21 protein-coding genes and 1 pseudogene are annotated in these 25,890 nt (G+C 70.9%); 19 read left to right on the forward strand and 3 right to left on the reverse strand.

The window, feature by feature from the left end:
- Positions 1 to 244: 244 nt before the first annotated feature.
- The 5 genes from OG972_RS25295 to OG972_RS25315 all read left to right on the forward strand — a co-directional run bounded on the left by OG972_RS25295 (position 245) and on the right by OG972_RS25315 (position 7,099).
- Positions 245 to 913, forward strand: a complete 669-nt coding sequence (locus OG972_RS25295) for a hypothetical protein (RefSeq protein ID WP_266985068.1) — start codon at positions 245 to 247, stop codon at positions 911 to 913.
- Positions 914 to 3,106 (forward strand): bifunctional polysaccharide deacetylase/glycosyltransferase family 2 protein, encoded by a 2,193-nt coding sequence (locus OG972_RS25300; RefSeq protein WP_266985070.1) that lies wholly within the window; start codon positions 914 to 916, stop codon positions 3,104 to 3,106.
- Positions 3,103 to 4,350 carry an acyltransferase gene (locus tag OG972_RS25305; protein ID WP_266985072.1) on the forward strand — a complete coding sequence of 416 codons (1,248 nt, stop codon included), beginning with the start codon at positions 3,103 to 3,105 and terminating at the stop codon, positions 4,348 to 4,350. The genes OG972_RS25300 and OG972_RS25305 overlap by 4 nt, the downstream gene beginning before the upstream one ends.
- Positions 4,351 to 4,495: 145 nt before the next feature.
- Positions 4,496 to 5,827 carry a NarK/NasA family nitrate transporter gene (locus tag OG972_RS25310; RefSeq protein WP_266985074.1) on the forward strand — a complete coding sequence of 444 codons (1,332 nt, stop codon included), beginning with the start codon at positions 4,496 to 4,498 and terminating at the stop codon, positions 5,825 to 5,827.
- 129 nt (positions 5,828 to 5,956) lie between these two features.
- Positions 5,957 to 7,099, forward strand: coding sequence for a uroporphyrinogen-III synthase (locus tag OG972_RS25315; RefSeq protein WP_266990706.1), 1,143 nt, complete (start codon positions 5,957 to 5,959; stop codon positions 7,097 to 7,099).
- Here the strand turns inward: OG972_RS25315 and OG972_RS25320 are convergent.
- Positions 7,048 to 7,368 (reverse strand): anthrone oxygenase family protein, encoded by a 321-nt coding sequence (locus OG972_RS25320; RefSeq protein WP_266990708.1) that lies wholly within the window; start codon positions 7,366 to 7,368, stop codon positions 7,048 to 7,050. The two genes, OG972_RS25315 and OG972_RS25320, sit on opposite strands and share 52 nt — an antisense overlap.
- 22 nt (positions 7,369 to 7,390) lie before the next feature.
- Here OG972_RS25320 and OG972_RS25325 point away from each other — a divergent pair, with 22 nt between their 5' ends.
- On the forward strand, positions 7,391 to 7,954 hold the full coding sequence (locus tag OG972_RS25325; RefSeq protein WP_266985076.1) for a GNAT family N-acetyltransferase: 564 nt from the start codon (positions 7,391 to 7,393) through the stop codon (positions 7,952 to 7,954).
- A gap of 55 nt (positions 7,955 to 8,009) precedes the next feature.
- On the opposite strand, the gene OG972_RS25330 is transcribed toward OG972_RS25325, so the two are convergent.
- On the reverse strand, positions 8,010 to 8,552 hold the full coding sequence (locus tag OG972_RS25330) for a GNAT family N-acetyltransferase (RefSeq protein WP_266985078.1): 543 nt from the start codon (positions 8,550 to 8,552) through the stop codon (positions 8,010 to 8,012).
- A 121-nt stretch (positions 8,553 to 8,673) separates the two neighbouring features.
- On the opposite strand from OG972_RS25330, the gene OG972_RS25335 reads away from it, so the two are divergent.
- From OG972_RS25335 to OG972_RS25360, 6 genes are all read left to right on the forward strand, one after another.
- Complete coding sequence (locus OG972_RS25335; RefSeq protein ID WP_266985080.1) at positions 8,674 to 9,285, forward strand: ABATE domain-containing protein; 612 nt, start codon at positions 8,674 to 8,676, stop codon at positions 9,283 to 9,285.
- 121 nt (positions 9,286 to 9,406) lie between these two features.
- Positions 9,407 to 9,994, forward strand: a complete 588-nt coding sequence (locus tag OG972_RS25340; RefSeq protein ID WP_266985082.1) for a sigma-70 family RNA polymerase sigma factor — start codon at positions 9,407 to 9,409, stop codon at positions 9,992 to 9,994.
- Complete coding sequence (locus tag OG972_RS25345) at positions 9,991 to 10,926, forward strand: anti-sigma factor (protein ID WP_266985084.1); 936 nt, start codon at positions 9,991 to 9,993, stop codon at positions 10,924 to 10,926. Before OG972_RS25340 ends, OG972_RS25345 begins: the two co-directional genes overlap by 4 nt.
- Positions 10,927 to 11,086: 160 nt before the next feature.
- The gene (locus OG972_RS25350) at positions 11,087 to 13,486 is read left to right on the forward strand and encodes a UvrD-helicase domain-containing protein (protein WP_266985086.1); all 2,400 of its coding nucleotides are present in this window, start codon (positions 11,087 to 11,089) and stop codon (positions 13,484 to 13,486) included.
- Positions 13,487 to 13,899: 413 nt separating this feature from the next.
- On the forward strand, positions 13,900 to 15,333 hold the full coding sequence (locus OG972_RS25355; RefSeq protein ID WP_266985088.1) for an NAD-dependent malic enzyme: 1,434 nt from the start codon (positions 13,900 to 13,902) through the stop codon (positions 15,331 to 15,333).
- A 339-nt stretch (positions 15,334 to 15,672) separates the two neighbouring features.
- A complete protein-coding gene (locus tag OG972_RS25360) occupies positions 15,673 to 15,954 on the forward strand; it encodes an HU family DNA-binding protein (RefSeq protein WP_003968811.1) in 282 nt (93 codons plus the stop codon).
- A 166-nt stretch (positions 15,955 to 16,120) separates the two neighbouring features.
- Here the strand turns inward: OG972_RS25360 and murA are convergent, their stop codons facing one another.
- Positions 16,121 to 17,461: a UDP-N-acetylglucosamine 1-carboxyvinyltransferase gene (gene murA, locus OG972_RS25365; RefSeq protein WP_037692423.1), complete on the reverse strand. Its 1,341-nt coding sequence runs from the start codon at positions 17,459 to 17,461 to the stop codon at positions 16,121 to 16,123.
- 277 nt (positions 17,462 to 17,738) lie between these two features.
- Here murA and OG972_RS25370 point away from each other — a divergent pair, with 277 nt between their 5' ends.
- The 7 genes and pseudogenes from OG972_RS25370 (at position 17,739) to OG972_RS25400 (ending at position 25,793) form a co-directional block, all read left to right on the forward strand.
- Positions 17,739 to 18,299: a YqgE/AlgH family protein gene (locus OG972_RS25370; protein ID WP_266985091.1), complete on the forward strand. Its 561-nt coding sequence runs from the start codon at positions 17,739 to 17,741 to the stop codon at positions 18,297 to 18,299.
- A gap of 29 nt (positions 18,300 to 18,328) precedes the next feature.
- The gene (locus OG972_RS25375; RefSeq protein WP_266985093.1) at positions 18,329 to 18,616 is read left to right on the forward strand and encodes a DUF3039 domain-containing protein; all 288 of its coding nucleotides are present in this window, start codon (positions 18,329 to 18,331) and stop codon (positions 18,614 to 18,616) included.
- Between the two features lie 457 nt (positions 18,617 to 19,073).
- A pseudogene (locus tag OG972_RS25380) lies at positions 19,074 to 19,163 on the forward strand (carbohydrate ABC transporter permease); the annotation flags it as partial.
- A gap of 4 nt (positions 19,164 to 19,167) precedes the next feature.
- Positions 19,168 to 20,811 (forward strand): beta-N-acetylhexosaminidase, encoded by a 1,644-nt coding sequence (locus OG972_RS25385; protein ID WP_266985095.1) that lies wholly within the window; start codon positions 19,168 to 19,170, stop codon positions 20,809 to 20,811.
- Positions 20,812 to 21,130: 319 nt separating this feature from the next.
- Positions 21,131 to 22,027, forward strand: a complete 897-nt coding sequence (locus OG972_RS25390; RefSeq protein WP_266985097.1) for a xanthine dehydrogenase family protein subunit M — start codon at positions 21,131 to 21,133, stop codon at positions 22,025 to 22,027.
- Positions 22,024 to 23,469 carry a 2Fe-2S iron-sulfur cluster-binding protein gene (locus OG972_RS25395; RefSeq protein WP_266985099.1) on the forward strand — a complete coding sequence of 482 codons (1,446 nt, stop codon included), beginning with the start codon at positions 22,024 to 22,026 and terminating at the stop codon, positions 23,467 to 23,469. The genes OG972_RS25390 and OG972_RS25395 overlap by 4 nt, the downstream gene beginning before the upstream one ends.
- Complete coding sequence (locus tag OG972_RS25400) at positions 23,466 to 25,793, forward strand: xanthine dehydrogenase family protein molybdopterin-binding subunit (RefSeq protein ID WP_266985101.1); 2,328 nt, start codon at positions 23,466 to 23,468, stop codon at positions 25,791 to 25,793. Before OG972_RS25395 ends, OG972_RS25400 begins: the two co-directional genes overlap by 4 nt.
- Positions 25,794 to 25,890: the final 97 nt, after the last annotated feature.

Here is a 25,890-nt window from a genome sequence, read left to right on the forward strand (position 1 = left end):
ACAAACATGGATCAGACGTGCAGTTACGGACCTGCCGTCCGGCCGCAGGCCGTGTGAAGCCGGTGTATCCCGCACCTTGAGCATCACTCGTTCAGGGCTATTTTCGTCAGCTTTGTGCGCTACATTCATCCTCCGGGTGCAAGGTGCTGAGGGGCGCGCGGACTGGGTGGGGGCCCGGTCCGCCGGTACGTGACCGGCTCAAACGTGCGCACCCGTTTTCTGAGTGGGGGATGTGCCTACACCTGTGGAAAATTGGCGTGAAGGTGCCCGGTCCGGGCACACGCACGAGTGGAACGACGTCACCGTCCAGCTCGACGGTCTCGGACGTCAGCTCTCCGAGCTCTCGGCCGAACCGGGAGCCCCCGAGGGCTCCGACGGTCCGGTCTTCGTCGACGAGAGCGGCCGGCGCAGCAAGACGTTCAGGCGTCTGGGCTGGGTCCTTGCCGCGGTCTGCGCCTGTTACGCGGTGACGCTGGTCGTCGCCCTGCTCGGCGGTAATTCCACTGCGCCGTGGCTGCCGCTCTCCGGCCAGAAACAGCACAAGAAGGCGGACGAGGTCCAGACGCCACCCACTCCGTCGGGCAGCGCGGACACGGTCGTGCCGGTGGGTGCGGCACCGGGCGCCACGGCGGCGGCTCCGGCGGCCGACGTCCGCGCGAAGCCTTCGGGCAGCGCCGGATCCGGTGCCCCGTCCGCGTCCGCCTCCGGCAAGGCCCCGTCGAAGCCCACCACCGGCGCCACCCACACGGGTGACACCACCGGCGGCGGCACGAAGCCCGCCCCGGCGACGTCGGCCCCCGAGTCGCCCGCCGCCACCACGACGCCGCCCGTCGATCCCGGTCCCACGCAGACGCCCACCCCGCCCGTCGAGTCCCCGGATCCGCCCGCGCAAGAGCAAGAAGGCACTCACTAAATGACCACCCCCGCCTCGCGGGGCAGGCACAACCGACAGAAGCGGAACCGGCGGCGCAGGCTTCCCATGCGCTATCTGCTGCCGTCCGTGTTCCTCGTTGCCCTGCTCGCCATGCTGATGCTGCGCGGTTACGTGCACAGCGAAATCCTCGCCGACCACCGCATTCAGGCCCCGGCGGCGACGGACCGCGTGCCCGACAAGATTCTTGACGGCGGTCCGGTCATCGATGCCCGGAGCGCCACCGGGCCCGCCAAGTCGCTGAGCGTCCCCGATCACCGGATCGTGCTGACCTTCGACGACGGCCCCGACCCGGTATGGACCCCGCGGGTCCTCGACGAGCTGAAGAAGTACAACGCGCACGGCGTCTTCTTCGTCACCGGAACGATGGCATCGCGCTACCCCGGACTCGTCCGCCGCATGGTCGAGGAGGGGCACGAGGTCGGGCTGCACACCTTCAACCACCCCGATCTCTCCTACCAGTCCCACTCCCGTATCGACTGGGAGCTGTCCCAGAACCAGATGGTGCTGGCGGGTGCGGCGGGTATCCGTACATCCCTGTTCCGGCCGCCGTACTCGTCGTTCGCCGACGCGATGGACAACAAGTCCTGGCCGGTCACCCAGTACATCGGCACCCGCGGCTATCTCACCGTCGTCAACAACACCGACAGCGAGGACTGGAAACGCCCCGGCGTCCCCGCGATCATCGAACGGGCCACGCCCAAGGGCGGCAAGGGCGCCGTCATCCTGATGCACGACTCCGGCGGCGACCGGTCCCAGACCGTGGCCGCGCTCGGCGAGTTCCTCCCGCGGATGCAGCAGCAGGGCTACACGTTCACCAACCTCACCACCGCTCTCGGCGCCTCCAGCGCGCACACCCCCGTGACCGGGTTCGCGCTGTGGAAGGGCAAAGCGTTCGTGTACGCCGTCGGCCTCTCGGAGAACCTCACCGACGTGCTGGTGGCCGGGCTCGTCGTCATCGGGGTGCTCGTCCTCGCCCGCTTCGGCCTGATGCTGCTGCTGTCCTTCCTGCACGCCCGGAAGGTCCGAGGGCGGGACTTCGGCCGGGGACCCGCTTTCACCCGCCCCGTCTCGGTGCTGGTGCCCGCCTACAACGAACGCGAGTGCATCGCCAACACCGTGCGCTCCCTGGTGGCGAGCGACCACCCCATCGAGATCACCGTCATCGACGACGGCTCCACGGACGGCACGGCGGACATCGTCGAGGCGCTGCGGCTGCCGAACGTCCGCGTCATCCGCCAGCGCAACGCCGGAAAGCCCGCCGCCCTCAACAACGGCATCGCACACGCCCGTCACGACATCGTCGTGATGATGGACGGCGACACGGTCTTCGAACCCGCCACCGTCCGCGAACTCGTCCAGCCGTTCGCCGACCCGGAGGTGGGCGCCGTCGCCGGGAACGCCAAGGTCGGCAACCGCGACTCGTTGATCGGCGCCTGGCAGCACATCGAGTACGTGATGGGCTTCAACCTCGATCGCCGGATGTACGACATGCTGCGCTGCATGCCGACCATCCCCGGCGCGGTCGGCGCCTTCCGCCGTGATGCGCTGGACCGGATCGGCGGCATGAGCGAGGACACCCTCGCCGAGGACACCGACGTCACGATGGCGCTGCACCGCGACGGCTGGCGGGTGGTCTACGCGGAAGACGCCCGCGCCTGGACCGAGGCGCCGGAGACCGTGCAGCAGCTGTGGTCGCAGCGGTACCGGTGGTCGTACGGCACCATGCAGGCGATCTGGAAGCACCGCCGTGCCGTCATCGAACGCGGACCGTCCGGCCGCTTCGGGCGTGTCGGCCTGCCGTTCGTCGCCCTGTTCATGGTCGTCGCCCCGCTGCTCGCGCCCCTCATCGACGTCTTCCTGCTGTACGGGTTGGTCTTCGGCCCCACCCAGAAGACCGTCGTCGCCTGGCTCGGCGTCCTCGCGGTGCAGGCCGTCTGCGCCGCGTACGCCTTCCGGCTCGACCGGGAGCGCATGACGCATCTCATCTCGCTGCCCCTCCAGCAGATCCTCTACCGGCAGCTCATGTACGTGGTGCTGCTCCAGTCCTGGATCACCGCACTCACCGGCGGCCGACTGCGCTGGCAGAAGCTGCGCCGTACCGGAGTGGTGGAGGCACCCGGCGCGATCGTGAGCCAGGGCAGGCGTGTCAACGATCGGAGGCCCGTCGCATGACGAGCAGCTACACCCCGGCGGTCCCCCCGCCCCACCCGGTCCCGACACCTGTGCCGGGACAGTCCGCCGCACCGTCGTCGGAGACCGCCGCCCCGCCCGCCCCGAAGAGGCCGGGCCGCGACCGCTATCTCGACCTGCTGCGCGCCGTCGCCCTCGTCCGTGTCGTCGTCTTCCACATCTTCGGCTGGGCCTGGCTGACGGTCGTGTTCCCCTCCATGGGCGTCATGTTCGCCCTCGCGGGTTCGCTGATGGCACGCTCGCTGGACCGCCCCGCCCCGGCTGTCGTCCGCGCCCGGCTCCGCCGTCTGCTGCCCCCGATGTGGGCGTTCGCCGCGGTCGTCGTCCCGGTCATGTTCGCCCTCGGCTGGAAGCCCCTGAAGGAGGAGGGCATCTGGTGGTTCATCAAGCTGGGCTGCTACCTCCTTCCGGTCGGCGCCCCGCCGTATCCCTGGGAGAGCGGATCGGCGGGCGGCTTCCTGGAGGTGTCCTGGGCGGACCAGGCCGTCGGCCCGCTCTGGTACATCCGGGCCTACCTCTGGTTCGTGCTCGCCTCGCCGCTGCTGCTGAAGGCCTTCCGCAGGATGCCCTGGCCGACGCTGCTCGCCCCGCTCGGCCTCACCGCCGTGTTCGGCACCGGACTGGTCACCGTCCCCGGGGAGACCGGCGAGGGGCTCGTCGACTTCGCGGTGTTCGGCTCCTGCTGGATTCTCGGCTTCGCCCATCACGACGGGCTGCTGAAGAAGATCCCGCGCTATCTGACGGTCTCGCTCGCCGCGTTCGTGATGGCGTTCGGACTGTGGTGGGCCTCGGCGCATCTGACGGAGGAGGGCTGGAATCTCGACGAGATCCCGCTGGCCCAGGCGACCTGGTCGCTCGGCTTCTGCGCGATCCTGCTCCAGTACGCACCGTCCTGGCAGCAGCTTCCCGGCAGGCTGGCCCGCCTGGACAGCGTGATCACCCTCGCCAACAACCGCGCGGTGACGATCTACCTCTGGCACAACCTGCTGATCATGGCGACCTCGCCGCTCATCGACCAGTTGTGGACCGTCCCCTGGGTCGGTGACCACCTCGGTACGTACATCAGCTCCTCGTACGCGGAACTGATGCTGGTCCTGGTCTGGCCGCTGGTGGCGCTGATGATCCTCGCGGTCGGCTGGGTCGAGGACGTCGCTGCGAGGCGCAGCCCCCGGCTGTGGCCGACGGGTGCGTCCAGGAGGCCGAGGAACGCACCGGCCCCGCGATGACCGTCCCCGTCCTCACCGGGCCGCCGCCGGTCCGGTGAGAGCAAGGTTGCCCACCGGTCACCTCGCGGCACCGCACCGAAACGCACGCTCCCTAGCGTCGAGTCCGACGACCCGACACCCGTGGAACGTGAACCGTGGAGGCGTGATGGCCGGCAGGTGGATCGAGCAGTGGGAGCCGGAGGACGAGATCTTCTGGCAGGAGAAGGGCGAGCGGATCGCCCGCCGGAATCTGTGGTTCTCCGTGCTCTCCGAGCACATCGGGTTCTCGATCTGGAGCCTGTGGTCGGTGATGGTCCTGTTCATGGGGCCGGAGTACGGGGTCGACCCGGCCGGGAAGTTCTTCCTGATCTCGACGGCGACCCTGGTCGGGGCCGTGGTCCGGGTCCCGTACACGTTCGCCGTCGCCAGGTTCGGGGGGCGGAACTGGACGGTGTTCAGCGCCCTGACCCTTCTGGTGCCGACCGTCGCCGCGTTCGTCGCGATGAAGCCCGGGACCTCGTACACCACCTTCCTCGTGGTGGCCGCGCTCGCCGGCATCGGCGGCGGGAACTTCGCCTCCTCCATGACGAACATCAACGCGTTCTTCCCGCTCCGCAAGAAGGGCTGGGCGCTCGGGCTCAACGCGGGCGGCGGCAACATCGGCGTCCCCGTCGTGCAGCTCGTCGGGCTGCTGGTGATCGGCACCGCCGGCGCCACCCACCCGCGGATCGTGCTCGCCGTGTACGTCCCGCTGATCGTCGTCGCCGCCCTGTGCGCCGCGTCCTTCATGGACAACCTGACCCCCGTGCAGAACGACACCGGGGCGGCCAAGGGCGCCGTCCGCGACCCGCACACCTGGATCATGTCGATGCTCTACATCGGCACCTTCGGCTCCTTCATCGGCTACAGCTTCGCCTTCGGACTCGTCCTGCAGACCCAGTTCGGCCGGACCCCGCTGCAGGCCGCCTCGCTCACCTTCATCGGGCCGCTCCTCGGCTCGCTGATCCGGCCCGCGGGAGGGTGGCTCGCCGACCGGTACGGCGGCGCCCGGATCACCCTGTGGAACTTCGCCGCGATGGCCGCCGCGACCGGCGTCGTCGTGTACGCCTCCGGCATCGCGTCGCTCACCGTGTTCCTCGTCGGGTTCATCGCCCTGTTCGTCCTCACCGGGCTGGGCAACGGATCGACGTACAAGATGATCCCCGGCATCTTCCACGCCAAGGCGATCGCCCAGGGGCTGCGCGGCGAGGAGGCCGCCGCCTACGGGCGACGGCTCTCCGGAGCCGCCATGGGGCTCATCGGGGCGGTCGGCGCGCTCGGCGGACTCGCCATCAACCTCGCGTTCCGGCAGTCCTTCCAGACCGCGGGCACAGGTACGGCGGCCTTCTGGTCCTTCCTCGTCTTCTACGGGCTGTGCTTCACGGTCACGTGGGCGGTATACCTTCGCCGCGCCGCCGCAGTCCCCGCGAAGCCGCAGCTCAGCTACGCGGAGGTGTGATCGTGACCGTTCGGCGTCGTGTGACGTAACGGGCGGGAAATATGGGGGAACCGAGCCTGTCACGCATCGTTGGCAAGCTCGGTTCTCCGCATCATGGAGCAGCAGCGGGACGAGAGCCGGGTAGACCACATGCGCGACGACGAACAGCACGGGCCCCTCGCGGGGTTCACGGTCGGGGTGACCGCCGCACGGCGGGCGGAGGAACTGGGCACCCTGTTGGAGCGACGGGGAGCCACCGTCCTGCACGCGCCCGCCCTGCGGATCGTGCCGCTCGCCGACGACAGCGAACTCCTTGCCGCCACCAAGGAACTCATCGACCACGTCCCCGACGTCGTCGTCGCCACCACGGCGATCGGCTTCCGGGGCTGGATCGAGGCCGCCGACGGCTGGGGCATCGGCGACCAGCTGCTGGACCGGCTGCGCGGCGTCGAACTGCTGGCCCGTGGCCCGAAGGTCAAGGGCGCCGTCCGGGCCGCCGGGCTCACCGAGGCCTGGTCGCCCGGGTCCGAGTCCATGGCCGAAGTCCTGGACCGGCTCCTCGACGAGGGCGTCGAGGGCCGCCGCATTGCCCTGCAGTTGCACGGCGAACCGCTGCCCGGCTTTGTCGAGTCGCTCCGGGCGGGCGGCGCCGAAGTCGTCGGCGTACCCGTCTACCGCTGGATGGAACCCGAGGACCTCACCCCGCTCGACCGGCTGCTCGACATCACCGCCGCCCGCGGCCTGGACGCCCTCACCTTCACCAGCGCCCCCGCTGCCGCCTCGTTCCTGAGCCGGGCCGAGAAGCGCGGGCTGCTCCCGGAGATCCTGAGCGCCCTGCAGGGCGAAGTCGTCTCGGCCTGCGTCGGCCCGGTCACCGCACTGCCTCTGCAGGCCCGCGGCATCGAAACCATCCAGCCCGAACGCTTCCGGCTGGGCCCGCTCGTTCAGCTGCTCTGCCGTGAACTGCCCGGTGGAGCACGCACGTTGCCGATCGCCGGCCACCGGGTCGAGATCCGCGGTCACGCCGTCCTCGTCGACGACGAACTGCGCCCGGTGCCGCCCGCCGGAATGGCCCTGCTGCACACCCTGGCCCGCAGGCCCGGCTGGGTGGTGGCCCGCGCGGACCTGCTGCGCGCCCTGCCCGGAAGTGGTACGGACGAGCACGCCGTGGAGACGGCGATGGCCCGGCTGCGTACGGCACTCGGTGTGCCGCGGCTGATTCAGACGGTCGTCAAACGCGGCTACCGGCTGGCGCTGGACCCGGCGGCGGACGCCAAGTACGCGGACTCCTGAGGACGCCGACGGGCCGTCAGGAAGAAGGCGAACAGCAGCAGGGCGAGCGCGCCGGTGCACAGGACGGCCCGTACGGCGTTCCAGGCGACCCACGCGTCCTCGAACCGTTCCCGCACGGCGGCGGGATCGGCGATCCGCGCCGGATTTCCCGCGTCCACAAGGACGTTGGCGAGGGGGGTGGCCACCCCCGAGGTGAGCAGGAAGGCAACGGCGTGCACCGCGAGCGCGGCGAGGATCCACCGGCGCGGGCCGGGCGAGCAGGCCGGAATCGCGCCGGGCTACCGTGCGGGGATGATCCATGACACTCACCGGCTCGATGCGGAGGTACGACTCCGTCCCGCCACCCCAGGCGACGCCGCCTCGCTCGCCGATTCACTGACCCGCAGCCGTACGTACATGCAGCCCTGGGAACCCGTACGGCCCGACACCTTCTACACCGAGCAGGGGCAGCGGGAGCGCCTGGCCGGGAGACTGGCGGACCGTGAGGCGGGGCGGGTGATGCCCTGGGTGATCGCCGATGCCGAGGACCGTGCGATCGGCGATTTCACGCTCTCCAACATCGTGCTCGGGCCGTTCTGCAGCGCCGTGCTCGGCTACTGGGTCGATGTCACGTACGCCGGACGCGGTCTGGCCACCGCCGCCGTGCAGCGGATCTGCACCGTGGCCAGGGACGAGCTGCGGCTGCACCGGGTGGAGGCCGGGACGGTGCTCGACAATGTGGCATCCCAGCGGGTGCTCACCAAGTGCGGCTTCGAGGCGTTCGGCACGGCTCCGCGCTATCTGCACATCAACGGCGAGTGGCGGGACCACCGGCTGTTCCAGCGAATTTTGCACGACGGCCCGCCGGCAGGCTGAGTTTGTCGGCCCTGCGTGCTCCGACCCAGCGTGCTCCGGCCCTGCGCGCCCCGGCCTACGCCGCGTGCCGGACGTGCAGATGCCCGTCGAGCGGCCACGGCGCGCGGGCCGGGAGGATCTCCGCGAAGGCGTATCCGCACTTGACCGCGACCCGGCACGAGGCCTTGTTGTCCTCCTGGTGGATCAGTTCGAGCCGTCGAAGGCCGTCCTCGGCGAAGGCGGTGAACGCCCAGCCGGTGAGCGCTTCGACCGCCTGCGGGGCGATCCCGCGCCCGCGCGCCCACACCGCCGTCCAGTAGCCGACCTCGGCCGAACCGGATCCGGGGTGCGGGTACTTCAACACCACATTGCCGACCAGTTCGTCGCCCCCCTCCGTGTCGACGACGGCGAAGCTGAACCGGGTGCCGGTCTCCCGGCCCTCGGCCTGCACCCGCAGCCAGCGTCCCGCGTCCGCCTCGTCCGTCACGAAATGCCCCAGCCGGTTGCGCATCGTCGGATCGCGGTACGCCTCGACCAGCGCCGGCATGTCGTCCTGGCGCCAGGGCCGCAGCAGCAGGGGTCCGGCCGAGAAGGCGGCCGCGCGGAGATCGTCGCTCATGGCCTCACCGTACGCGGGGAGTTCGGCGGCGGCCCGAGCGGCGGGAGGGGTTACGGGCCGGGCCGCCGAGGGGCACTCTGGTGGTGGCTCCCACCGGCGACCCCGAGGCGGTGACATGCGCATGGCGGCGGGCACAGGCTCGTGCGACTGGCGGTTCGACTCCGGGCGGCTCTGCCTGGACCTGGTGGCGACGGGGATCGGAACCTCCGGCGCCTGTGAACTGCTCGACGGGACCGACCGGCTCGCCGACTGGCTGGTGGCTGCCGGACTCGTACCGAAGGGCACACGTCTCGACGCCGTCGACGAGACCTGGCTGCTGAATTTCCGCCTGCTGCGGACGGGTGTCGACCGGCTGCTGACCGCAGAGCTCGGCGGCCGCGGCGCCGACGGCGCGCTGGAGCGGGTCAACGAACTCGCCGCCGCGCCGCCGCCGGGACTGCGGGCCGTGCGCGCCGGGAACGGTGTACTGGTGCGGACATTCAGTGCCGAGCCCGAGTGCGGGGCGCTGCTGGCCGCCATCGCCCGCGACGTCGTGGAACTCCTGACCGACCCGGAGGCCCGGGCCGGGCTCCGCCGCTGCGAGGGCGACAACTGCCGACGGCTCTACCTCGACACGTCACGGGGGAGGCGCCGTCGCTGGTGCTCCAGCGAGGTGTGCGGGAACCGGGAGCGGGTGGCCCGGCACCGGCGGCGGGTGGCGGCGCTCGCGGCCCCGGCGGATGTGTCCGCGTGAACCGTCGTGCACAGGTACGTCGTGTCCACGCAACAAATGTCGAACGGCATTGAATGGATCGCGGCCCGCCTCCGTATTCGATGGCCAAGGAGCTCTACAGAGTCTCGACCGGGAGGTTCGGGTGCGCAAGGATGCGGCCGTGGCCGATGACCGTCCGCACAGGGCTCGACATCGCAGTGAACCGCCCGCGTCACCCTCCGCCGTTCCGGACGAGGAGCTGATGCGGGCGCTCTACCGCGAACACGCCGGACCGTTGCTCGCGTACGTGCTCCGCCTCGTCGCCGGCGACCGTCAGCGTGCCGAGGACGTGGTGCAGGAAACGCTCATCCGTGCCTGGAAGAACGCCGGTCAGCTCAACCGGGCGACCGGCTCGGTCCGCCCCTGGCTGGTGACGGTCGCCCGGCGCATCGTCATCGACGGCCACCGCAGTCGGCAGGCCCGGCCGCACGAGGTCGATCCGTCGCCGCTGGAGGTCATTCCCGCGGAGGACGAGATTGACAAGGCGTTGTGGCTGATGACTCTCTCGGATGCGCTCGACGATTTGACCCCTGCCCATCGGGAAGCATTGGTCGAGACCTACTTCAAGGGACGCACGGTCAATGAGGCCGCCGAGGTGCTCGGCATACCCAGCGGCACGGTGCGGTCCCGGGTCTTCTACGCACTGCGCTCGATGAAGCTCGCACTCGAAGAGAGGGGGATCACGGCATGAGCGACCACGAGTGGGAGCCTTTCGGGCCCCGGCCGACCGGTCCCTCCAGCCCCACCGGCCCCACAGGTCCGCGTGGCCGCCCCGTGTTCCCCGGCGGTCCGGGCAGCTTCGGCGGTCTCGATGACTTCGGCGGTTTCGGCGGACGCGGCGGTTCCGGTTCTGGCGCGGCGGTGGAAGGGCCGGAGCACGACGCCGCCGGTGCGTACGTCCTGGGCATCCTGGACGACGCCGAAGCGTCCGCCTTCGAAGCGCATCTGGCCGGCTGCGCGCTCTGCGCCGCCCATCTCGACGAGTTCGCCGGGATGGAACCCATGCTCGCGATGCTCGCCGAGGCCCCCGCCACCGTGCCGGGCGCCCGACCCGTCCCGTACGTCCCGGAGCCGCCCGCACCCCGGTTGCTCGACCGGCTGGTCGACGAGGTCGCGGCCAAACGGGCCCGCCGCAAGCGACGTGGCCTGTATCTGGCGGCGGCGGCAGCGGCGCTGATCATCGGCGGTCCGGTCGTCGCGGTCATGGCCACCGGCGGCGACAGCGGCACGACCCAGGCGGCCGACCCGCACCCCACCAGCCCCGCCGAGGACGCGTTCTTCCACCACATGCAGGAGAAGGTGCAGGCGACCGACCCCACCACCAAGGTCGCCGCCACCGTCGGCATGGAGAAGAAGGCCTGGGGCACGCACGCGGTGCTGGAGCTCAAGAACGTCAGGGGCCCGGAGAAGTGCAGCCTGATCGCCGTGTCCAAGACCGGCGAGGAGGAGGTCGTCACCTCCTGGTCCGTCCCGAAATGGGGCTACGGCATCAATGACTCCACGCACCCGTCCGCGAAGTACCCGCTGTACGTCCACGGCGGCGCGGCGATGGACCGCGCCGACATCGACCATTTCGAGGTGCGGACCTTCGACGGCAAGCGACTGGTGGACATCGACGCATAGGGGTGGCAGCAGGAAATCGGGCCGTGGACGCACCCGCCATGGGGGTCCGACGCGCAATCGATACCTGCGACGCGCATGATCCGGGCCCGCTGCAGATGCGCGGCGGGCCCCCTTCGCATAGGGTTGACGGCTGCCCAATGCACGTCAGAAGGGGGCCTCGGTGGCCGCGCAGGATGCCGCTGTCGATTCGTTGCGGGACCGGGAAATCGGTGTCGAGCAGGAACATCTCGACCGTGTTTATCACCGCCTCAAGGAGAAGATCCACGAGGCGGAATTTCTCATGAACGATGCCGTCAAGCGCGGCCAGGTCGGGACCCCGGGCGCGCTCGCCGAGCGCGACGCCCAGGTGTTCCGGGCCGGGATCCACCTCAACCGGCTGAACAGCGAGTTCGAGGACTTCCTGTTCGGGAGGATCGATCTGCTGCTCGGCAAGGACGGTGAGCGCGGCCCGGACGGCGCGTACACCTCCGTCGAACCGGCCGACGACGCCGTACGCGACGACAGCACCGCCGACATCGCGGAGACGCTCCACATCGGCCGGATCGGGGTCCTCGACTCCGACTACGCACCGCTGGTCATCGACTGGCGGGCACCGGCCTCCGCGCCGTTCTACCGGTCGACGCCGAAGGACCCGGGCCGGGTGGTACGCCGCCGGGTCATCCGCTCCAAGGGCCGCAAGGTCCTCGGGGTCGAGGACGACCTGATGCGCCCGGAGCTGACCGCGTACAAGGACGGCGACAAGCTGCCCGTGATCGGCGACGGCGCGCTGATGGCGGCGCTCGGCCAGGCCCGCAGCCACACCATGCGGGACATCGTCTCCTCCATCCAGGCCGAGCAGGACCTGGTGATCCGGGCGCCCGCCGCCTCCGTCACCGAGGTCTCCGGCGGCCCCGGCACCGGCAAGACCGCCGTGGCCCTGCACCGCGCCGCGTACCTCCTCTACCAGGACCGGCGGCGGTACACGGGCGGCATCCTCGTCGTCTCGCCGACCCCTCTCCTCGTCGCGTACACCGAAGGGGTGCTGCCCTCGCTGGGAGAGGAGGGGCAGGTCGCGATCCGTGCGGTCGGCTCGCTCTCCGACGAGGCGGCGGGTGTCGAGGGCGCCACCACGTACGACGAACCGGCCGTCGCGCGGATCAAGGGCTCCTCCCGGATGCTCCAGGTGCTGCGCAAGGCGGCCCGCGGGGCGCTGGAACAGCCGCGGACCCCGGGCGCGCCGCGGAACGAGCAGGACGGCCAGCTGTCGTTCGGCGAACCCGACGAGTCCGGGGACGGGGCTGCCGCGCCCCTCACCACCCCCACCCGGCTGCGCGTCGTCGCCTTCGGCGCCCGCGTGGAGCTGAACGCCGACGAGCTGCACCGCATCCGGCAGTCCGTCCTCGGCGGCACCGCCCCGGTCAACCTGCTGCGCCCGCGTGCCCGCAAGCTGCTCCTGGACGCCCTGTGGAACAAGTCCTCCGGCCGGGGTCGCTACACCGACCCGGAACTCGCCGCGGAACTGCGCACCTCCTTCGACGAGGACGTCTCCACCGAGACACCGTTCCTGGAGTTCCTGAACGCCTGGTGGCCCGAGCTCACCCCGCGCGGGGTGCTCGCCGCGATGGCCGACGAGAAGCGGCTCGGCCGGTGGGCGCGCCGGGTCCTCAACCAGGGCGAGGTGCGCCGCCTCGCCCGCTCGCTGAAGCGGCTGGACAGCACCGGCCAGGGCCCCCTGTCCGTGCACGACGTGGCGATCCTCGACGAGCTGCACGCGCTGCTCGGCACCCCGCACCGGCCGAAGAAGAAGCGCGAGTTCGATCCGCTGGACCAGCTCTCCGGTCTGGAGGAGCTGATGCCACAGCGCGAGGAGACCCAGCGCGAGCGGGCCGAGCGCCTCGCGGCGGAGCGCACGGAGTACACACACGTCATCGTCGACGAGGCGCAGGACCTGACGCCCATGCAGTGGCGCATGGTCGGCCGCCGCGGACGGACGGCCACCTGGACGATCGTCGGCGACCCGGCGCAGTCCTCCTGGTCGGATCCGGACGAGGCGGCGGAGGCGCGCGACGAGGCGCTCGGCAAGCGCCCGCGCCGCCACTTCACGCTCACCGTCAACTACCGCAACCCGGCGGAGATCGCGGAGCTCGCGTCGAAGGTGCTGGCGCTCGCGATGCCCGGCATGGAGTCCCCGGCCGCGGTCCGTTCGACGGGCGTGCAGCCCCGCTTCGTGGCCCTGCGCGACGGCGATCCGGCCGGGACCGTACGGGAGGAGGCGCGGCGGCTCCTCGGCGAGGTGGACGGCACGGTCGGTGTCGTCGTCGCGATGAACCGGCGCGCGCAGGCCCGGAAGTGGCTGGCGGAGCTCGGCGACCGGGTGGTGGCGCTGGGCAGCCTGGAGGCGAAGGGCCTGGAGTACGACGCCACGGTGGTCGTCTCGCCCGCCGAGATCGCGGACGAGTCACCGGCCGGTCTGCGGGTGCTGTACGTGGCGCTGACCCGGGCGACGCAGCAGCTGACCGTGGTGTCGGGGGAGCGGGACCTGCCCGACGAGGACGGTGTGCCGGACCTGCTGAGGGACTGAGCCGGAGGCCGGCGGGGGGAAGTCAACCCGCGATGGGGGAATCACTTCTCCGGGGTCTTTGTTAGCCTGGTGTCGGCACCGGCTCGATCCAAGCCCCCGGGCCCAACCTTCGTCGCTACGAGCGACCACTTGCCGCGAGGCGAGCATGGCGGGTCGGTGCCGCTCAACTGAAAAGACAGACCCGCGTCACCTTCCGGTGGCGCGGGTCTGTTCTTGTTTGTGGCCCTGGCATGTCCGTCGCCCCGGTTGGGGGTTCCGCTCAACCCTCTCTATCTCGTATGGTGGAAACTACTTTCCGAAACGCGGCAGTCATTACCGGCTACCCGGCAGTAGGTGCGAATATCGGGAAGCGCGTCCGAGGTGAACGCCCCGGCCGCGTGGCAATGAAGCTAGGGAAAGCGAAGGACTCGGCCATGGCAACGGCGCCCAGCGTCTCGTACTCGATGACGGTCAGGCTGGAGGTGCCCGCGAGCGGCACAGCAGTCTCCCAGCTCACCACAGCCGTGGAGTCCTCCGGCGGTTCGGTCACCGGCCTCGACGTGACCGCCTCCGGTCACGAAAAGCTCCGGATCGACGTCACCATCGCGGCCTCCTCCACCTCGCACGCGGACGAGATCGTCGAAGGTCTGCGCGACATCGAGGGTGTCGTGCTGGGCAAGGTCTCCGACCGTACGTTCCTGATGCACCTCGGCGGCAAGATCGAGATGGCGTCCAAGCACCCCATCCGCAACCGTGACGACCTCTCGATGATCTACACCCCGGGTGTGGCGCGGGTCTGCATGGCGATCGCCGAGAACCCCGAGGACGCCCGACGCCTGACGATCAAGCGGAACACGGTTGCGGTCGTGACGGACGGCTCCGCGGTGCTCGGCCTCGGCAACATCGGCCCGATGGCCGCCATGCCGGTCATGGAGGGCAAGGCGGCCCTCTTCAAGCGCTTCGCCGACATCGACGCCTGGCCGATCTGCCTGGACACCCAGGACACCGACGCGATCGTCGAGATCGTCAAGGCGATCGCCCCCGGCTTCGCGGGCATCAACCTGGAGGACATCTCCGCACCCCGCTGCTTCGAGATCGAGGCGCGGCTGCGTGAGGCCCTCGACATCCCCGTCTTCCACGACGACCAGCACGGCACCGCGATCGTCGTCCTGGCCTCGCTGACCAACGCACTGCGCGTGGTGGGCAAGGGAATTGGGGACGTACGGGTCGTCATGTCCGGCGCCGGAGCGGCCGGTACGGCCATCCTGAAGCTGCTCATCGCCGCGGGCGTCAAGCACGCCGTCGTCGCCGACATCCACGGTGTGGTGCACGCGGGCCGCGAGGACCTGGTCTCCGCCGACGCCGATTCGCCGCTGCGCTGGATCGCCGAGAACACCAACCCCGAGTCGATGACCGGCACCCTCAAGCAGGCGGTCGTGGGCGCCGACGTCTTCATCGGCGTCTCCGCCCCGAACGTGCTGGACGGCGACGACGTCGCGGCGATGGCGGACGGCGCGATCGTGTTCGCGCTCGCGAACCCGGACCCCGAGGTGGACCCGGCAATCGCCCGCCAGACCGCAGCAGTTGTCGCCACCGGCCGCTCCGATTTCCCGAACCAGATCAACAACGTGCTGGTCTTCCCGGGCGTCTTCCGCGGTCTGCTGGACGCTCAGTCCCGCACGGTCAACACGGAGATGATGCTCGCCGCGGCCCGCGCCCTCGCCGACGTCGTCGGCGAGGACGAGTTGAACGCCAACTACATCATCCCGTCGGTCTTCAACGAGAGGGTCGCGGGAGCGGTTGCCGGAGCCGTCCGGAACGCCGCGAAGGGCGCCGGGGGCGCTGTGACGGGCCCCACGTCGGCCTGACCCACGGCGCGTCGCGGGTCGCGGCACCCCAAACGCCCCTTTAGGGTGGGCGGGCAGCGAGCCCCGCAGAAGTCCGCACCCGCTGCGGACCGCTTCAGGGAGTCGACGGAACGTCACCACGACGAGGCAGTGGCGCTTTTCGTGTGACTCCGAAGGGTGCCGGATTGGCTTTCCCGCCGCAGGTGGGGGCAGGATGCTTCCCCAAGGACTACGTCCAGGGGAGACCCCACAAGGCGCGAGGTCTAATGACAGACCCGGCTTCGGGGACTGTCCGAGGGCCCTGGCAGCATCGGCTTCGATCTCACGCCTCACAGGCAAGAAGAACACGGGAGTAACAACATGAACCGCAGTGAGCTGGTGGCCGCCCTGGCCGACCGCGCCGAGGTGACCCGCAAGGACGCCGACGCCGTGCTGGCCGCGCTCGCCGAGACCGTCGGTGAGATCGTCGCCAAGGGCGACGAGAAGGTCACCATCCCCGGCTTCCTGACCTTCGAGCGCACCCACCGTGCCGCTCGCACCGCTCGTAACCCGCAGACCGGCGACCCGATCAACATCCCGGCCGGCTACAGCGTGAAGGTCTCCGCGGGCTCGAAGCTCAAGGAAGCCGCCAAGGGCAAGTAGGACCCATAGGCGCGACGGAGGGCGGTCACCCCGACCAGGGTGACCGCCCTCCGTCGTACCGCCCGCAGAAGCGGCCCTGAGCCCTTCGGCGGCCGCCGGACTCCTCCGGTGATCGAAAACGGGGCCCGGGGCAGCGCCCCCGAACCCCCGCTCCGGCCCTCGGCCGTCAGACCAGCGAGCCGCCCGGCAGCTCGACCTTCGCTCCGAGCTTCTCCAGCTTCTCCATGAAGTTCTCGTAGCCACGGTTGATCAGATCGATCCCGTGCACCCGCGACGTCCCCTGTGCCGCCAGCGCGGCGATCAGGTACGAGAAACCGCCACGCAGGTCAGGAATGACCAGATCCGCGCCCTGCAGCTTCGTCGGGCCGGAGACGACCGCCGAGTGCAGGAAGTTCCGCTGGCCGAAGCGGCAGTCGGAGCCGCCCAGGCACTCGCGGTAGAGCTGGATGTGCGCGCCCATCTGGTTGAGCGCGGAGGTGAACCCGAGCCGGGACTCGTACACCGTCTCGTGGACGATGGACAGCCCCGTGGCCTGCGTCAGCGCCACGACGAGCGGCTGCTGCCAGTCGGTCTGGAAGCCGGGGTGCACGTCCGTCTCCAGGGCAATGGCGTTCAGCGCGCCGCCCGGGTGCCAGAAGCGGATGCCCTCGTCGTCGATCTCGAAGGCGCCGCCGACCCGGCGGAAGGTGTTGAGGAACGTCATCATCGAGCGCTGCTGTGCGCCCCGTACGTAGATGTTGCCCTCGGTCGCCAGCGCCGCGGACGCCCAGGAGGCCGCCTCCAGGCGGTCCGGGATCGCCCGGTGCGTGTACCCGTCGAGCCGGTCGACGCCCGTGATCCGGATGGTCCGGTCGGTGTCCATGGAGATGATCGCGCCCATCTTCTGCAGTACGCAGATGAGGTCCTCGATCTCCGGCTCCACGGCCGCGTTGGACAGCTCGGTGACACCCTCGGCGAGCACCGCCGTCAGCAGCACCTGCTCGGTGGAGCCCACCGACGGGTACGGCAGCCGAATCTTCGTGCCGCGCAGCCGCTGCGGGGCTTCCAGGTACTGGCCGTCGGCCCGCTTCTCGATCGTCGCGCCGAACTGCCGCAGCACGTCGAAGTGGAAGTCGATCGGCCGTCCGCCGATGTCGCAGCCGCCGAGACCCGGAATGAAGGCGTGGCCCAGCCGGTGCAGCAGCGGGCCGCAGAACAGGATCGGGATGCGCGACGAGCCCGCGTGGGCATCGATGTCAGCGACGTTGGCGCTCTCGACATGGGTGGGGTCCAGGATCAGCTCGCCCGGCTCGTCACCGGGTCGGACCGTCACACCGTGCAGCTGCAGCAGCCCCCGCACGACCCGCACATCGCGGATGTCGGGCACGTTGCGCAGCCGACTGGGCCCGCTGCCGAGCAGCGCGGCGACCATTGCCTTCGGCACCAGGTTCTTGGCGCCTCGGACGCGGATCTCGCCCTCCAGCGGGGTTCCGCCGTGGACAAGCAGGACATCGTCTGTGCCGGTCATGAATCTCGCGTTCCGGAGTGGTCGGGCAGGGGGCCAACCGAAAGGGTAATGGCCTTCCACCCCCGTTCCATAAGGCGGCGGGGGGTGTACGAACGTCATGAATCAGCCACAACACGCTCTGCTCGCCACGCCTCGCGGAGGGTCACCGCGCCCACGCGCCTCCCGGGCCGTTCGCTCCCCACGCACCCGTACGCCCTGAGCTGCGCTCGGGCTCGCTCGTCGGCCCGGCGCGTCACTTGGTCCCCATGGAGGGCGAAGATGCGGGATCATTTCTGCCATGACCGAGGTGTCCTCGCTCACAGGGCGACTGCTCGTGGCCACACCCGCCCTCGCGGACCCGAATTTCGACCGCGCGGTGGTGCTGCTCCTCGACCACGACGAGGAGGGCTCACTCGGCGTCGTCCTGAACCGCCCCACCCCGGTCGGCGTCGGTGACATCCTCGAGTCCTGGGCCGGCCTGACCGGCGAACCGGACGTCGTCTTCCAGGGCGGTCCGGTCTCCCTCGACTCGGCGCTCGGCGTCGCGGTGATCCCCGGCGACGAGGGGCCGCTCGGCTGGCGCAGGGTGTACGGGGCGATCGGCCTGGTGGACCTGGAGGCGCCACCGGAACTGCTGGCCGCGGCGCTCGGCTCACTGCGGATCTTCGCGGGGTACGCGGGCTGGGGCCCCGGGCAGCTGGAGACGGAGCTGACCGAGGGCGCCTGGTACGTGGTGGAGTCGGAGCCCGGAGACGTCTCCTCGCCGCGTCCGGAACATCTGTGGCGGGCGGTCCTGCGCCGTCAGCGCAGCGAACTCGCCATGATCGCCACCTACCCGGACGACCCTTCGCTCAACTGAACCGCGGGGCTTTCAGTACCCTGGCTGTTATGAGCACTCTTGAGCCCGAGCGCGGGGCAGGTACGGGGACCCTCGTAGAGCCGACGCCGCAGGTGTCGAGCGGCGACGGCGACCACGAGCGCTACGCCCATTACGTCCAGAAGGACAAGATCATGGCGAGTGCCCTGGAGGGCACCCCCGTGGTCGCACTGTGCGGAAAGGTCTGGGTGCCGGGGCGCGACCCCAAGAAGTATCCGGTCTGTCCCATGTGCAAGGAGATCTACGAGTCCATGGGCGCCGGTGGCGACAAGGGCAAGGGCGGCAAGGACAAGAAGTAGCCCGTCCGCAGACCGTTCGGCCGAACCCCCGGAGTGCGCTGATGCGCGCCCCGGGGGTTCTGCGTGGGGGGTTCTGCGTGCAGCCGTCGTCCCGGGTGCGTGGCGCGGGCTGTACCGGTGCCCACGCGCGGCACGGGTGAGCCGACGGGCCCGGTCGAGGTGTCGTCAAGGCGGTGACGGGAGTTGGCGAGGCGGCGCCCGCCCCGCACGCACGTCGCCCGCCCGGCCGTGTTCGGTGGCTTTGGCCCGGATCGCGCCCCGCCGGCGACCCCACGTGCTGATCCACGTGCTGATCCACCGGGGGTGACGATCGCTCCGCATGCCGTGGCTCGAGAGCGCGGACCTTGCCGCGGGCCTGCGTTGGGGTCACGCACCTGCAGCACGACATCCCGCCACCACCCGACGAACTCCGCAACACCCAGGACCCTCGGACCGGTCGATCCACTGCGGCATACCCTCGACGGCGATGGCCATCCCCTTGCTGGTCTTCTTCGTACTCGTACAGCGACGCCCGGTCGCGGAACCGGGCGGAGCGGTTAAGGACTGACGTCATGGACATCGAGGGTCTGATTCCGGCGCCGCTGCGCGCCACGAACTCCACGGCCGGCTTCGTTCTTGATCAGGACACTGTTGTCGTTGCGCAACCGGGCACGGAGCGCATCGCACGCCACCTGTGCGGCACCCTCGCCGCCGCGACCGGGCTGCCGCTGGCGCCGGGCAAGGCCGACAACGGGAACGCGATCCGCCTGCGGACCGATCCCGAGGTGGCCGCGGAGCTGGGCCCCGAGGGGTACCGGCTGTCCGTGGACGGCGACGGCGTCACCGTGCTGGGCGGCGGCGCGGCCGGAGTCCACTGGGGTACGCAGACCCTGCGCCAACTCCTGGGCCCCGACGCCTACCGGCGGGCCCCCATGGACCCGGAGCGGCAGTGGCGCGTCCCGGGCTGCACCGTCGAGGACCGCCCCCGGTTCTCCTGGCGCGGCCTGATGCTCGACGTCTCACGGCACTTCCTGCCCAAGGACGACATCCTGCGCTACCTCGACCTCCTCGCCGCCCACAAGCTGAACGTCTTCCACTTCCATCTCACCGACGACCAGGGATGGCGGGTGGAGATCAAGCGCTTCCCGAAGCTCACCGAGATCGGTTCCTGGCGCACCCGTACCAAGCACGGGCACCGGGCGTCGGAGCTGTGGGACGAGACCCCGTACGGCGGTCACTACACGCAGGACGACATCCGCGAGATCGTCGCGTACGCCGCCGAGCGGCATATCCGTGTCGTCCCCGAGATCGACATCCCGGGCCACTCGCAGGCTGCCATCAGCGCCTACCCGGAACTGGGCAACACCGACGTCATCGACACCACCACCCTCTCCGTCTGGGACACCTGGGGCGTCACTCCGAACGTGCTCGCCCCCACCGACCACACCCTCCGCTTCTACGAGGGCGTCTTCGAGGAGATCCTCGATCTCTTCCCTGCCGCCACCTCGCCGTTCATCCACATCGGCGGCGACGAATGTCCCAAGGACCAGTGGAAGGCGTCCCCGGCCGCCCAGGCCCGGATCAAGGAACTCGGCCTGGCCGACGAGGAGGAGCTGCAGTCCTGGTTCATCAGGCACTTCGACAGCTGGCTCACCGCGCGCGGCCGCCGCCTCATCGGCTGGGACGAGATTCTCGAAGGCGGCCTCGCGGACGGCGCGGCGGTGTCGTCGTGGCGCGGGTACGCGGGTGGCATCGCCGCCGCCGAGGCCGGGCACGACGTCGTGATGTGCCCGGAGCAGCAGGTCTATCTGGACCACCGTCAACACGGCGGTCCCGACGAGCCGATCCCCATCGGGTACGTACGCACCCTGGAGGACGTCTACCGCTTCGAACCCGTACCGCCGGGCCTGACCGACGAGGCGACCCGTCACATCCTGGGCACCCAGGCCAACGTGTGGACCGAGGTCATGCAGAACCGGTCCCGCGTCGACTACCAGGTCTTTCCGCGGCTCGCGGCGTTCGCGGAGGTCGCCTGGTCGGCACTGCCCATCTCCGCCGACCGGGACTTCGCCGACTTCGAGCGCCGGATGACCGCGCACTACGCCCGACTTGACGCGCTCGGCGTCGATTACCGCCCGCCGGGCGGCCCGTTGCCGTGGCAGAAGCGCCCCGGCATCCTCGGACGTCCGATCGAGGGGGCGCCCCCGAACGTGTGATCCCGCTCGCGGACCGGGCCCGGGCCACCGCGGTTCCTGGGACCGTGGTGGCCGGAAGCGCTCTCGCCGGCCCTGCCGGAACCGCGCTTCCCCGGAAGGGAATAAGTCGTACAAGGGTTACCGAAGAGTGGCAATTCACACTCTGCGCATAAGGGGCGCGAAAGGGGAGCATCCCCCAGGTCAGGGGCGGATGCGCCCTTCGCGGACCCTCGCGTCGGTCCGATCGGAAGATGTGCCAGAGTTGCCACGTCCGGGCTTTGAGCACGTACCGTACGGCGAAACAAGCGGGACACCGGGACACCGGGAAGGGGCAGCTGGGTTGACCACGCACGCACCGCAGGCGACGCAGACGGTGACTCTGCCCGCCTCGCTCGACGAGGCCGTGGCGGCACTCGGCGCCATGCCCGCCGCCGTTCCCGTGGCCGGCGGCACGGACCTGATGTCGGCCGTCAACAAAGGGCTGCTGCGTCCCTCCGGACTCGTCGGCCTCGGCCGCATCAGCGAGCTCCGAGGCTGGCACTACCAGGACGGTCACGCCCTGCTCGGCGCCGGACTCACCCACGCACGCATGGGCCGGCCCGACTTCGCCGCACTGATCCCCGCCCTGGCCGCGTCCGCGCGCGCCGCGGGCCCGCCCCAGATCCGTAACGCCGGGACGCTCGGCGGCAACATCGCCAGCGCGGCCCCGACCGGCGACGCCCTTCCCGTGCTCGCCGCCCTGGAGGCGGAGCTCGTCATCGCGGGTCCCGATGGTGCCCGCCGCGAGATCCCCGTCTCGCATCTGCTGGCCGGCCGGGAGATGCTCGAACCCGCGGAGCTGATCGGCTTCATCCGCGTACCGCTGCTGCACGCCCCCCAGGTCTTCCTCAAGGCGACCGGCCGCACCGGCCCCGGCCGCGCCACCGCTTCCGTCGCAATCGTCCTCGATCCGGCCCGGCGCGGGGTGCGCTGCGCGGTCGGCGCCATCGCGCCGATGCCGCTGCGTCCGCTGGAGGCCGAGCGCTGGATCGCCTCGCTGATCGACTGGGACGGCGAACGGGGCCTGGCGCCCGACGCGCTGGCCGCCTTCGGTGAGTACGTCGCCGCCGCCTGCATCCCGGACCAGCCGCCGCTCGCCGACGGGGGAGAGGCGCCGCCGCTGCCCCCCGCCGTACTGCATCTGCGGCGCACGGTCGCCGCGCTCGCTCGACGCGCGCTGGGGAGGGCACTGTCGTGAGCAACAGCAACGCCGACAACAGGAACAACGAGGGCGCCGCCGACCAGCACGGCGGCTGGCAGCCGACCGCGCAGGGCGGTGAGTACGACGCCGAGGCGACCGCCTTCGTCCAGCTGCCCCCGGAGGACCTGGCGAACATCCCGCTGGCCGCTCCCGGCCAGGGCTACGTACCGCCGATGATCGTGCCGCTGACCCCCGCGGCCGGGCTCGACCCGGCGGCGACGGGCAGCTGGGTCGTGCAGACGCAGAGCACGCAGGACCAGGAGCCGGAGCAGCAGGCGACGGGCGCGGTGCACTGGCCGGACCCGAACGAACAGCAGCACCAGCAGCACCAACAGCTTCCGGAGTACCCGCAGCACGAGCAGTACCCGCAGCAGGGCGAGACGTCGGCCTCGACCGGCCAGTGGAACTTCGCCGAGGCGACGGCTGCCGAAACCTCAGGCCACACCGGCCAGTGGACGATCCCGGTCGCCGACGGCGACCTGCCGGAGGAGTCCGGCGAGTTCGCGGCCTCGGCGCCGGCGTCCCAGTGGTACGCGGACCGGACGCCACCGGCCACGCTGCCGGGTGGCGCGCCCGCGCCGTGGGCGACGCAGCCGGAGGCTCCCGAGGTTTCCGGGACGGCCGCGGAGGGTGCGGCGGACACCCCGGCGTCGGGCACGGACATCACACAGGTCCCGGCCCCGGACGCCACCGCGGCGGAAACAGCCGAGCCGCCGGCGGAGCCCGTGGCCGACACCACGGACGCTCCCGAGCAGGCCCTCCCCACCGACGACCCCCCTCATGACACCACCTTCGACACACCCCCCGACACCCCTCTCGACACACCCAGCGAGCACCCGTCCGCCTCCTACGTCCTGCATGTGAACGGCGCCGACCGCCCCGTCACGGACGCCTGGATCGGCGAGTCCCTGCTCTATGTGCTCCGTGAGCGACTCGGCCTCGCCGGAGCCAAGGACGGCTGCTCGCAGGGCGAGTGCGGTGCCTGCAACGTCCAGGTCGACGGCCGCCTCGTCGCCTCCTGCCTGGTCCCCGCGGCCACCGCGGAGGGCAGCGAGGTCCGTACGGTCGAGGGCCTGGCCGTCGACGGCGAGCCGTCCGACGTGCAGCGCGCCCTGGCCGACTGCGGCGCCGTCCAGTGCGGCTTCTGCATCCCCGGCATGGCCATGACCATCCATGATCTGCTGGAGGGCAACCACGCCCCCAGCGAACTGGAGACCCGCCAGGCGCTCTGCGGCAACCTCTGCCGCTGCTCCGGTTATCGCGGGGTCCTGGACGCCGTGAACGAGGTCATCGCGGGCCGCGAGGCGAGCACCGAGGCGGCCAGGGAGCCCGGCGCCGCCACCGCGGATGCGCATTCCACCGAGGCCCGCATCCCGCACCAGGCGGCGCCCGGTGCCGGTAGTGTCCAGCCCCATCTGCAGGACGGAGGCATGGCGTGAGCAACGACGCAGCCACCGCAACCCACACGGCGCTCACCATTCCGCCGGTGGACGGCCCCGGTGCCGAGCCGCCCGTGCTCGGCATCGGCGCCTCACTGCCGCCCGCCGACGCCCGTGCCAAGACCGAGGGCACGTTCCCGTACGCGGCCGACCTCTGGGCCGAGGGACTGCTCTGGGCGGCCGTGCTCCGTTCCCCGCACCCGCACGCCCGCATCCTGTCCATCGACACCACGGGCGCCGCGGAGATGCCGGGCGTACGTGCGGTCGTCACCCACGAGGACGTCCCCGGCGACGGGGCGTACGGACGCCGGGTCGTCGACCGCCCCGTCTTCGCCTCCGAACTGGTCCGCCACCACGGCGAACCGATCGCCGCGGTCGCCGCCGACCACCCCGACACGGCCCGCCTCGCCGCAGCGGCGATCGTCGTCGAGTACGACGTCCTCGAACCGGTCACCGACCCGGAGAAGGCGTTCGCCGCGGAGCCCCTGCACCCCGACGGCAACCTCATCCGCCACATCCCGCTGCGCTACGGCGACCCGGACATCACGGGCGACGTCATCGTCGAGGGCCTGTACCGCATCGGCCGCCAGGACCCCGCCCCGATCGGCGCCGAGGCCGGCCTCGCCGTGCCGCGCCCCGACGGCGGTGTGGAGATCTACACCGCCTCCACCGACCCGCACACCGACCGCGACCTCGCCGCCGCCTGCTTCGGCCTCGAACCGGACCGGGTGAAGATCGTCGTCACCGGCGTTCCCGGCGCGACCGGCGACCGCGAGGACCCGGGCTTCCAGCTCCCGCTCGGCCTGCTCGCCCTGCGCACCGGCTGCCCGGTCAAACTGGCCGCCACCCGCGAGGAGTCCTTCCTCGGCCACGCCCACCGCCACCCGACGCTGCTCCGCTACCGCCACCACGCGGACGCAGAAGGCAGGCTGGTCAAGGTCGAGGCGCAGGTCCTCCTCGACGCGGGCGCGTACGCCGACGCCTCGTCCGAGTCCCTGGCCGCCGCGGTCGCGTTCGCCTGCGGTCCGTACGTCGTCCCGCACGCCTTCATCGAGGGCTGGGCGGTCCGTACCAACAACCCGCCGTCCGGCCATGTGCGCGGTGAGGGCGCCATGCAGGTCTGCGCGGCGTACGAGGGCCAGATGGACAAGCTGGCCACCAAACTCGGCATCGACCCGGCCGAACTCCGCCTCCGCAACTCGCTCTCCACCGGCGACATCCTCCCGACCGGCCAGACAGTGACGTGCCCCGCCCCCGTGGCCGAACTCCTGCGTGCGGTACGGGACGTCCCGCTCCCCGCGCTCCCCAAGGACTCCCCGGAGGACGACTGGCTGCTCCCCGGCGGCCCGGAGGGCGCAGGCGAACCCGGCGCCGTACGCCGCGGCGTCGGCTACGCACTCGGCATGGTCCACATGCTCGGAGCCGAAGGCACGGACGAGGTCTCCACCGCCACGGTCAGGGTCCACAACGGTGTCGCCACGGTCATCTGCGCCGCGGTCGAAACCGGCCAGGGCTTCAGCACCCTGGCCCGCCAGGTCGTCCAGGAGACCCTGGGCATCGAAGAGGTCCACGTGGCCGCGGTCGACACCGACCAGCCCCCGGCGGGCCCGTCCACACACGGCCGCCACACCTGGGTCTCCGCCGGAGCGGTGGAACGCGCCGCCAAGATGGTCCGCACCCAGCTCCTCCAGCCCCTGGCCCACAAGTTCGGCATGTCCACCGAACTGCTCCAGATCACGGACGGCAAGATCACCTCGTACGACGGGGTGCTGTCCACGACGGTCACGGAGGCGATGGACGGCAAGGAACTCTGGGCCACCGCCCAGTGCCGACCCCACCCGACCGAGCCGCTCGACGAGTCCGGCCAGGGCGACGCGTTCGTCGGTCTCGCCTTCTGCGCGATCCGCGCGGTTGTGGACGTCGACATCGAACTCGGGTCGATCCGTGTGGTCGAGATGGCCGTGGCCCAGGACGTGGGCCGGATCCTCAACCCGTCCCAACTGGCGACCCGTATCGAAGCAGGCATCACCCAGGGCATCGGCGCGGCCCTGTCGGAGAACCTCCGCACGACCCGCGGTGTGATCCGCCACCCCGACCTCACGGGTTACGCCCTGCCCACCTCCCTTGACGCCCCCGATATTCGCATCGTCAAACTTGTCGAAGAACGAGACGTAGTGGCCCCCTTCGGCGCCAAGCCGGCCTCGGCGGTCCCGGTGGTCACGTCCCCGGCAGCGGTGGCCGCGGCAGTCCGTGCAGCAACGGGCCGCCCGATAAACCGCCTCCCGATCAGGCCCCAGGCGGCGGTGGCAGCCACCAACTCCTAGGCTCAGAACCGACGGTGCGAACTGGGTTGCATGTGCAACGATGGGATGCACGGTGTCGGTGATGCTGACTACAGTGGTGCCCACGCTGTAACCAGCC

The sequence above is a fragment of the Streptomyces sp. NBC_01669 genome (assembly GCF_026339735.1).
Taxonomy (GTDB): Bacteria; Actinomycetota; Actinomycetes; order Streptomycetales; family Streptomycetaceae; genus Streptomyces; species Streptomyces yanii.

What these genes read in the sequence shown, in the direction of transcription:
- OG972_RS25325 (WP_266985076.1), top strand. Translation starts at nt 7,391, where the DNA reads ATGATCCATGACACTCACCGGCTCGATGCGGAGGTACGACTCCGTCCC.
- OG972_RS25345 (WP_266985084.1), top strand. Translation starts at nt 9,991, where the DNA reads ATGAGCGACCACGAGTGGGAGCCTTTCGGGCCCCGGCCGACCGGTCCC.
- OG972_RS25370 (WP_266985091.1), top strand. Translation starts at nt 17,739, where the DNA reads ATGACCGAGGTGTCCTCGCTCACAGGGCGACTGCTCGTGGCCACACCC.
- OG972_RS25355 (WP_266985088.1), top strand. Translation starts at nt 13,900, where the DNA reads ATGGCAACGGCGCCCAGCGTCTCGTACTCGATGACGGTCAGGCTGGAG.
- murA (WP_037692423.1), bottom strand. Translation starts at nt 17,461, where the DNA reads ATGACCGGCACAGACGATGTCCTGCTTGTCCACGGCGGAACCCCGCTG.
- OG972_RS25385 (WP_266985095.1), top strand. Translation starts at nt 19,168, where the DNA reads ATGGACATCGAGGGTCTGATTCCGGCGCCGCTGCGCGCCACGAACTCC.
- OG972_RS25360 (WP_003968811.1), top strand. Translation starts at nt 15,673, where the DNA reads ATGAACCGCAGTGAGCTGGTGGCCGCCCTGGCCGACCGCGCCGAGGTG.
- OG972_RS25300 (WP_266985070.1), top strand. Translation starts at nt 914, where the DNA reads ATGACCACCCCCGCCTCGCGGGGCAGGCACAACCGACAGAAGCGGAAC.
- OG972_RS25315 (WP_266990706.1), top strand. Translation starts at nt 5,957, where the DNA reads ATGCGCGACGACGAACAGCACGGGCCCCTCGCGGGGTTCACGGTCGGG.
- OG972_RS25310 (WP_266985074.1), top strand. Translation starts at nt 4,496, where the DNA reads ATGGCCGGCAGGTGGATCGAGCAGTGGGAGCCGGAGGACGAGATCTTC.
- OG972_RS25375 (WP_266985093.1), top strand. Translation starts at nt 18,329, where the DNA reads ATGAGCACTCTTGAGCCCGAGCGCGGGGCAGGTACGGGGACCCTCGTA.
- OG972_RS25305 (WP_266985072.1), top strand. Translation starts at nt 3,103, where the DNA reads ATGACGAGCAGCTACACCCCGGCGGTCCCCCCGCCCCACCCGGTCCCG.
- OG972_RS25330 (WP_266985078.1), bottom strand. Translation starts at nt 8,552, where the DNA reads ATGAGCGACGATCTCCGCGCGGCCGCCTTCTCGGCCGGACCCCTGCTG.
- OG972_RS25335 (WP_266985080.1), top strand. Translation starts at nt 8,674, where the DNA reads ATGGCGGCGGGCACAGGCTCGTGCGACTGGCGGTTCGACTCCGGGCGG.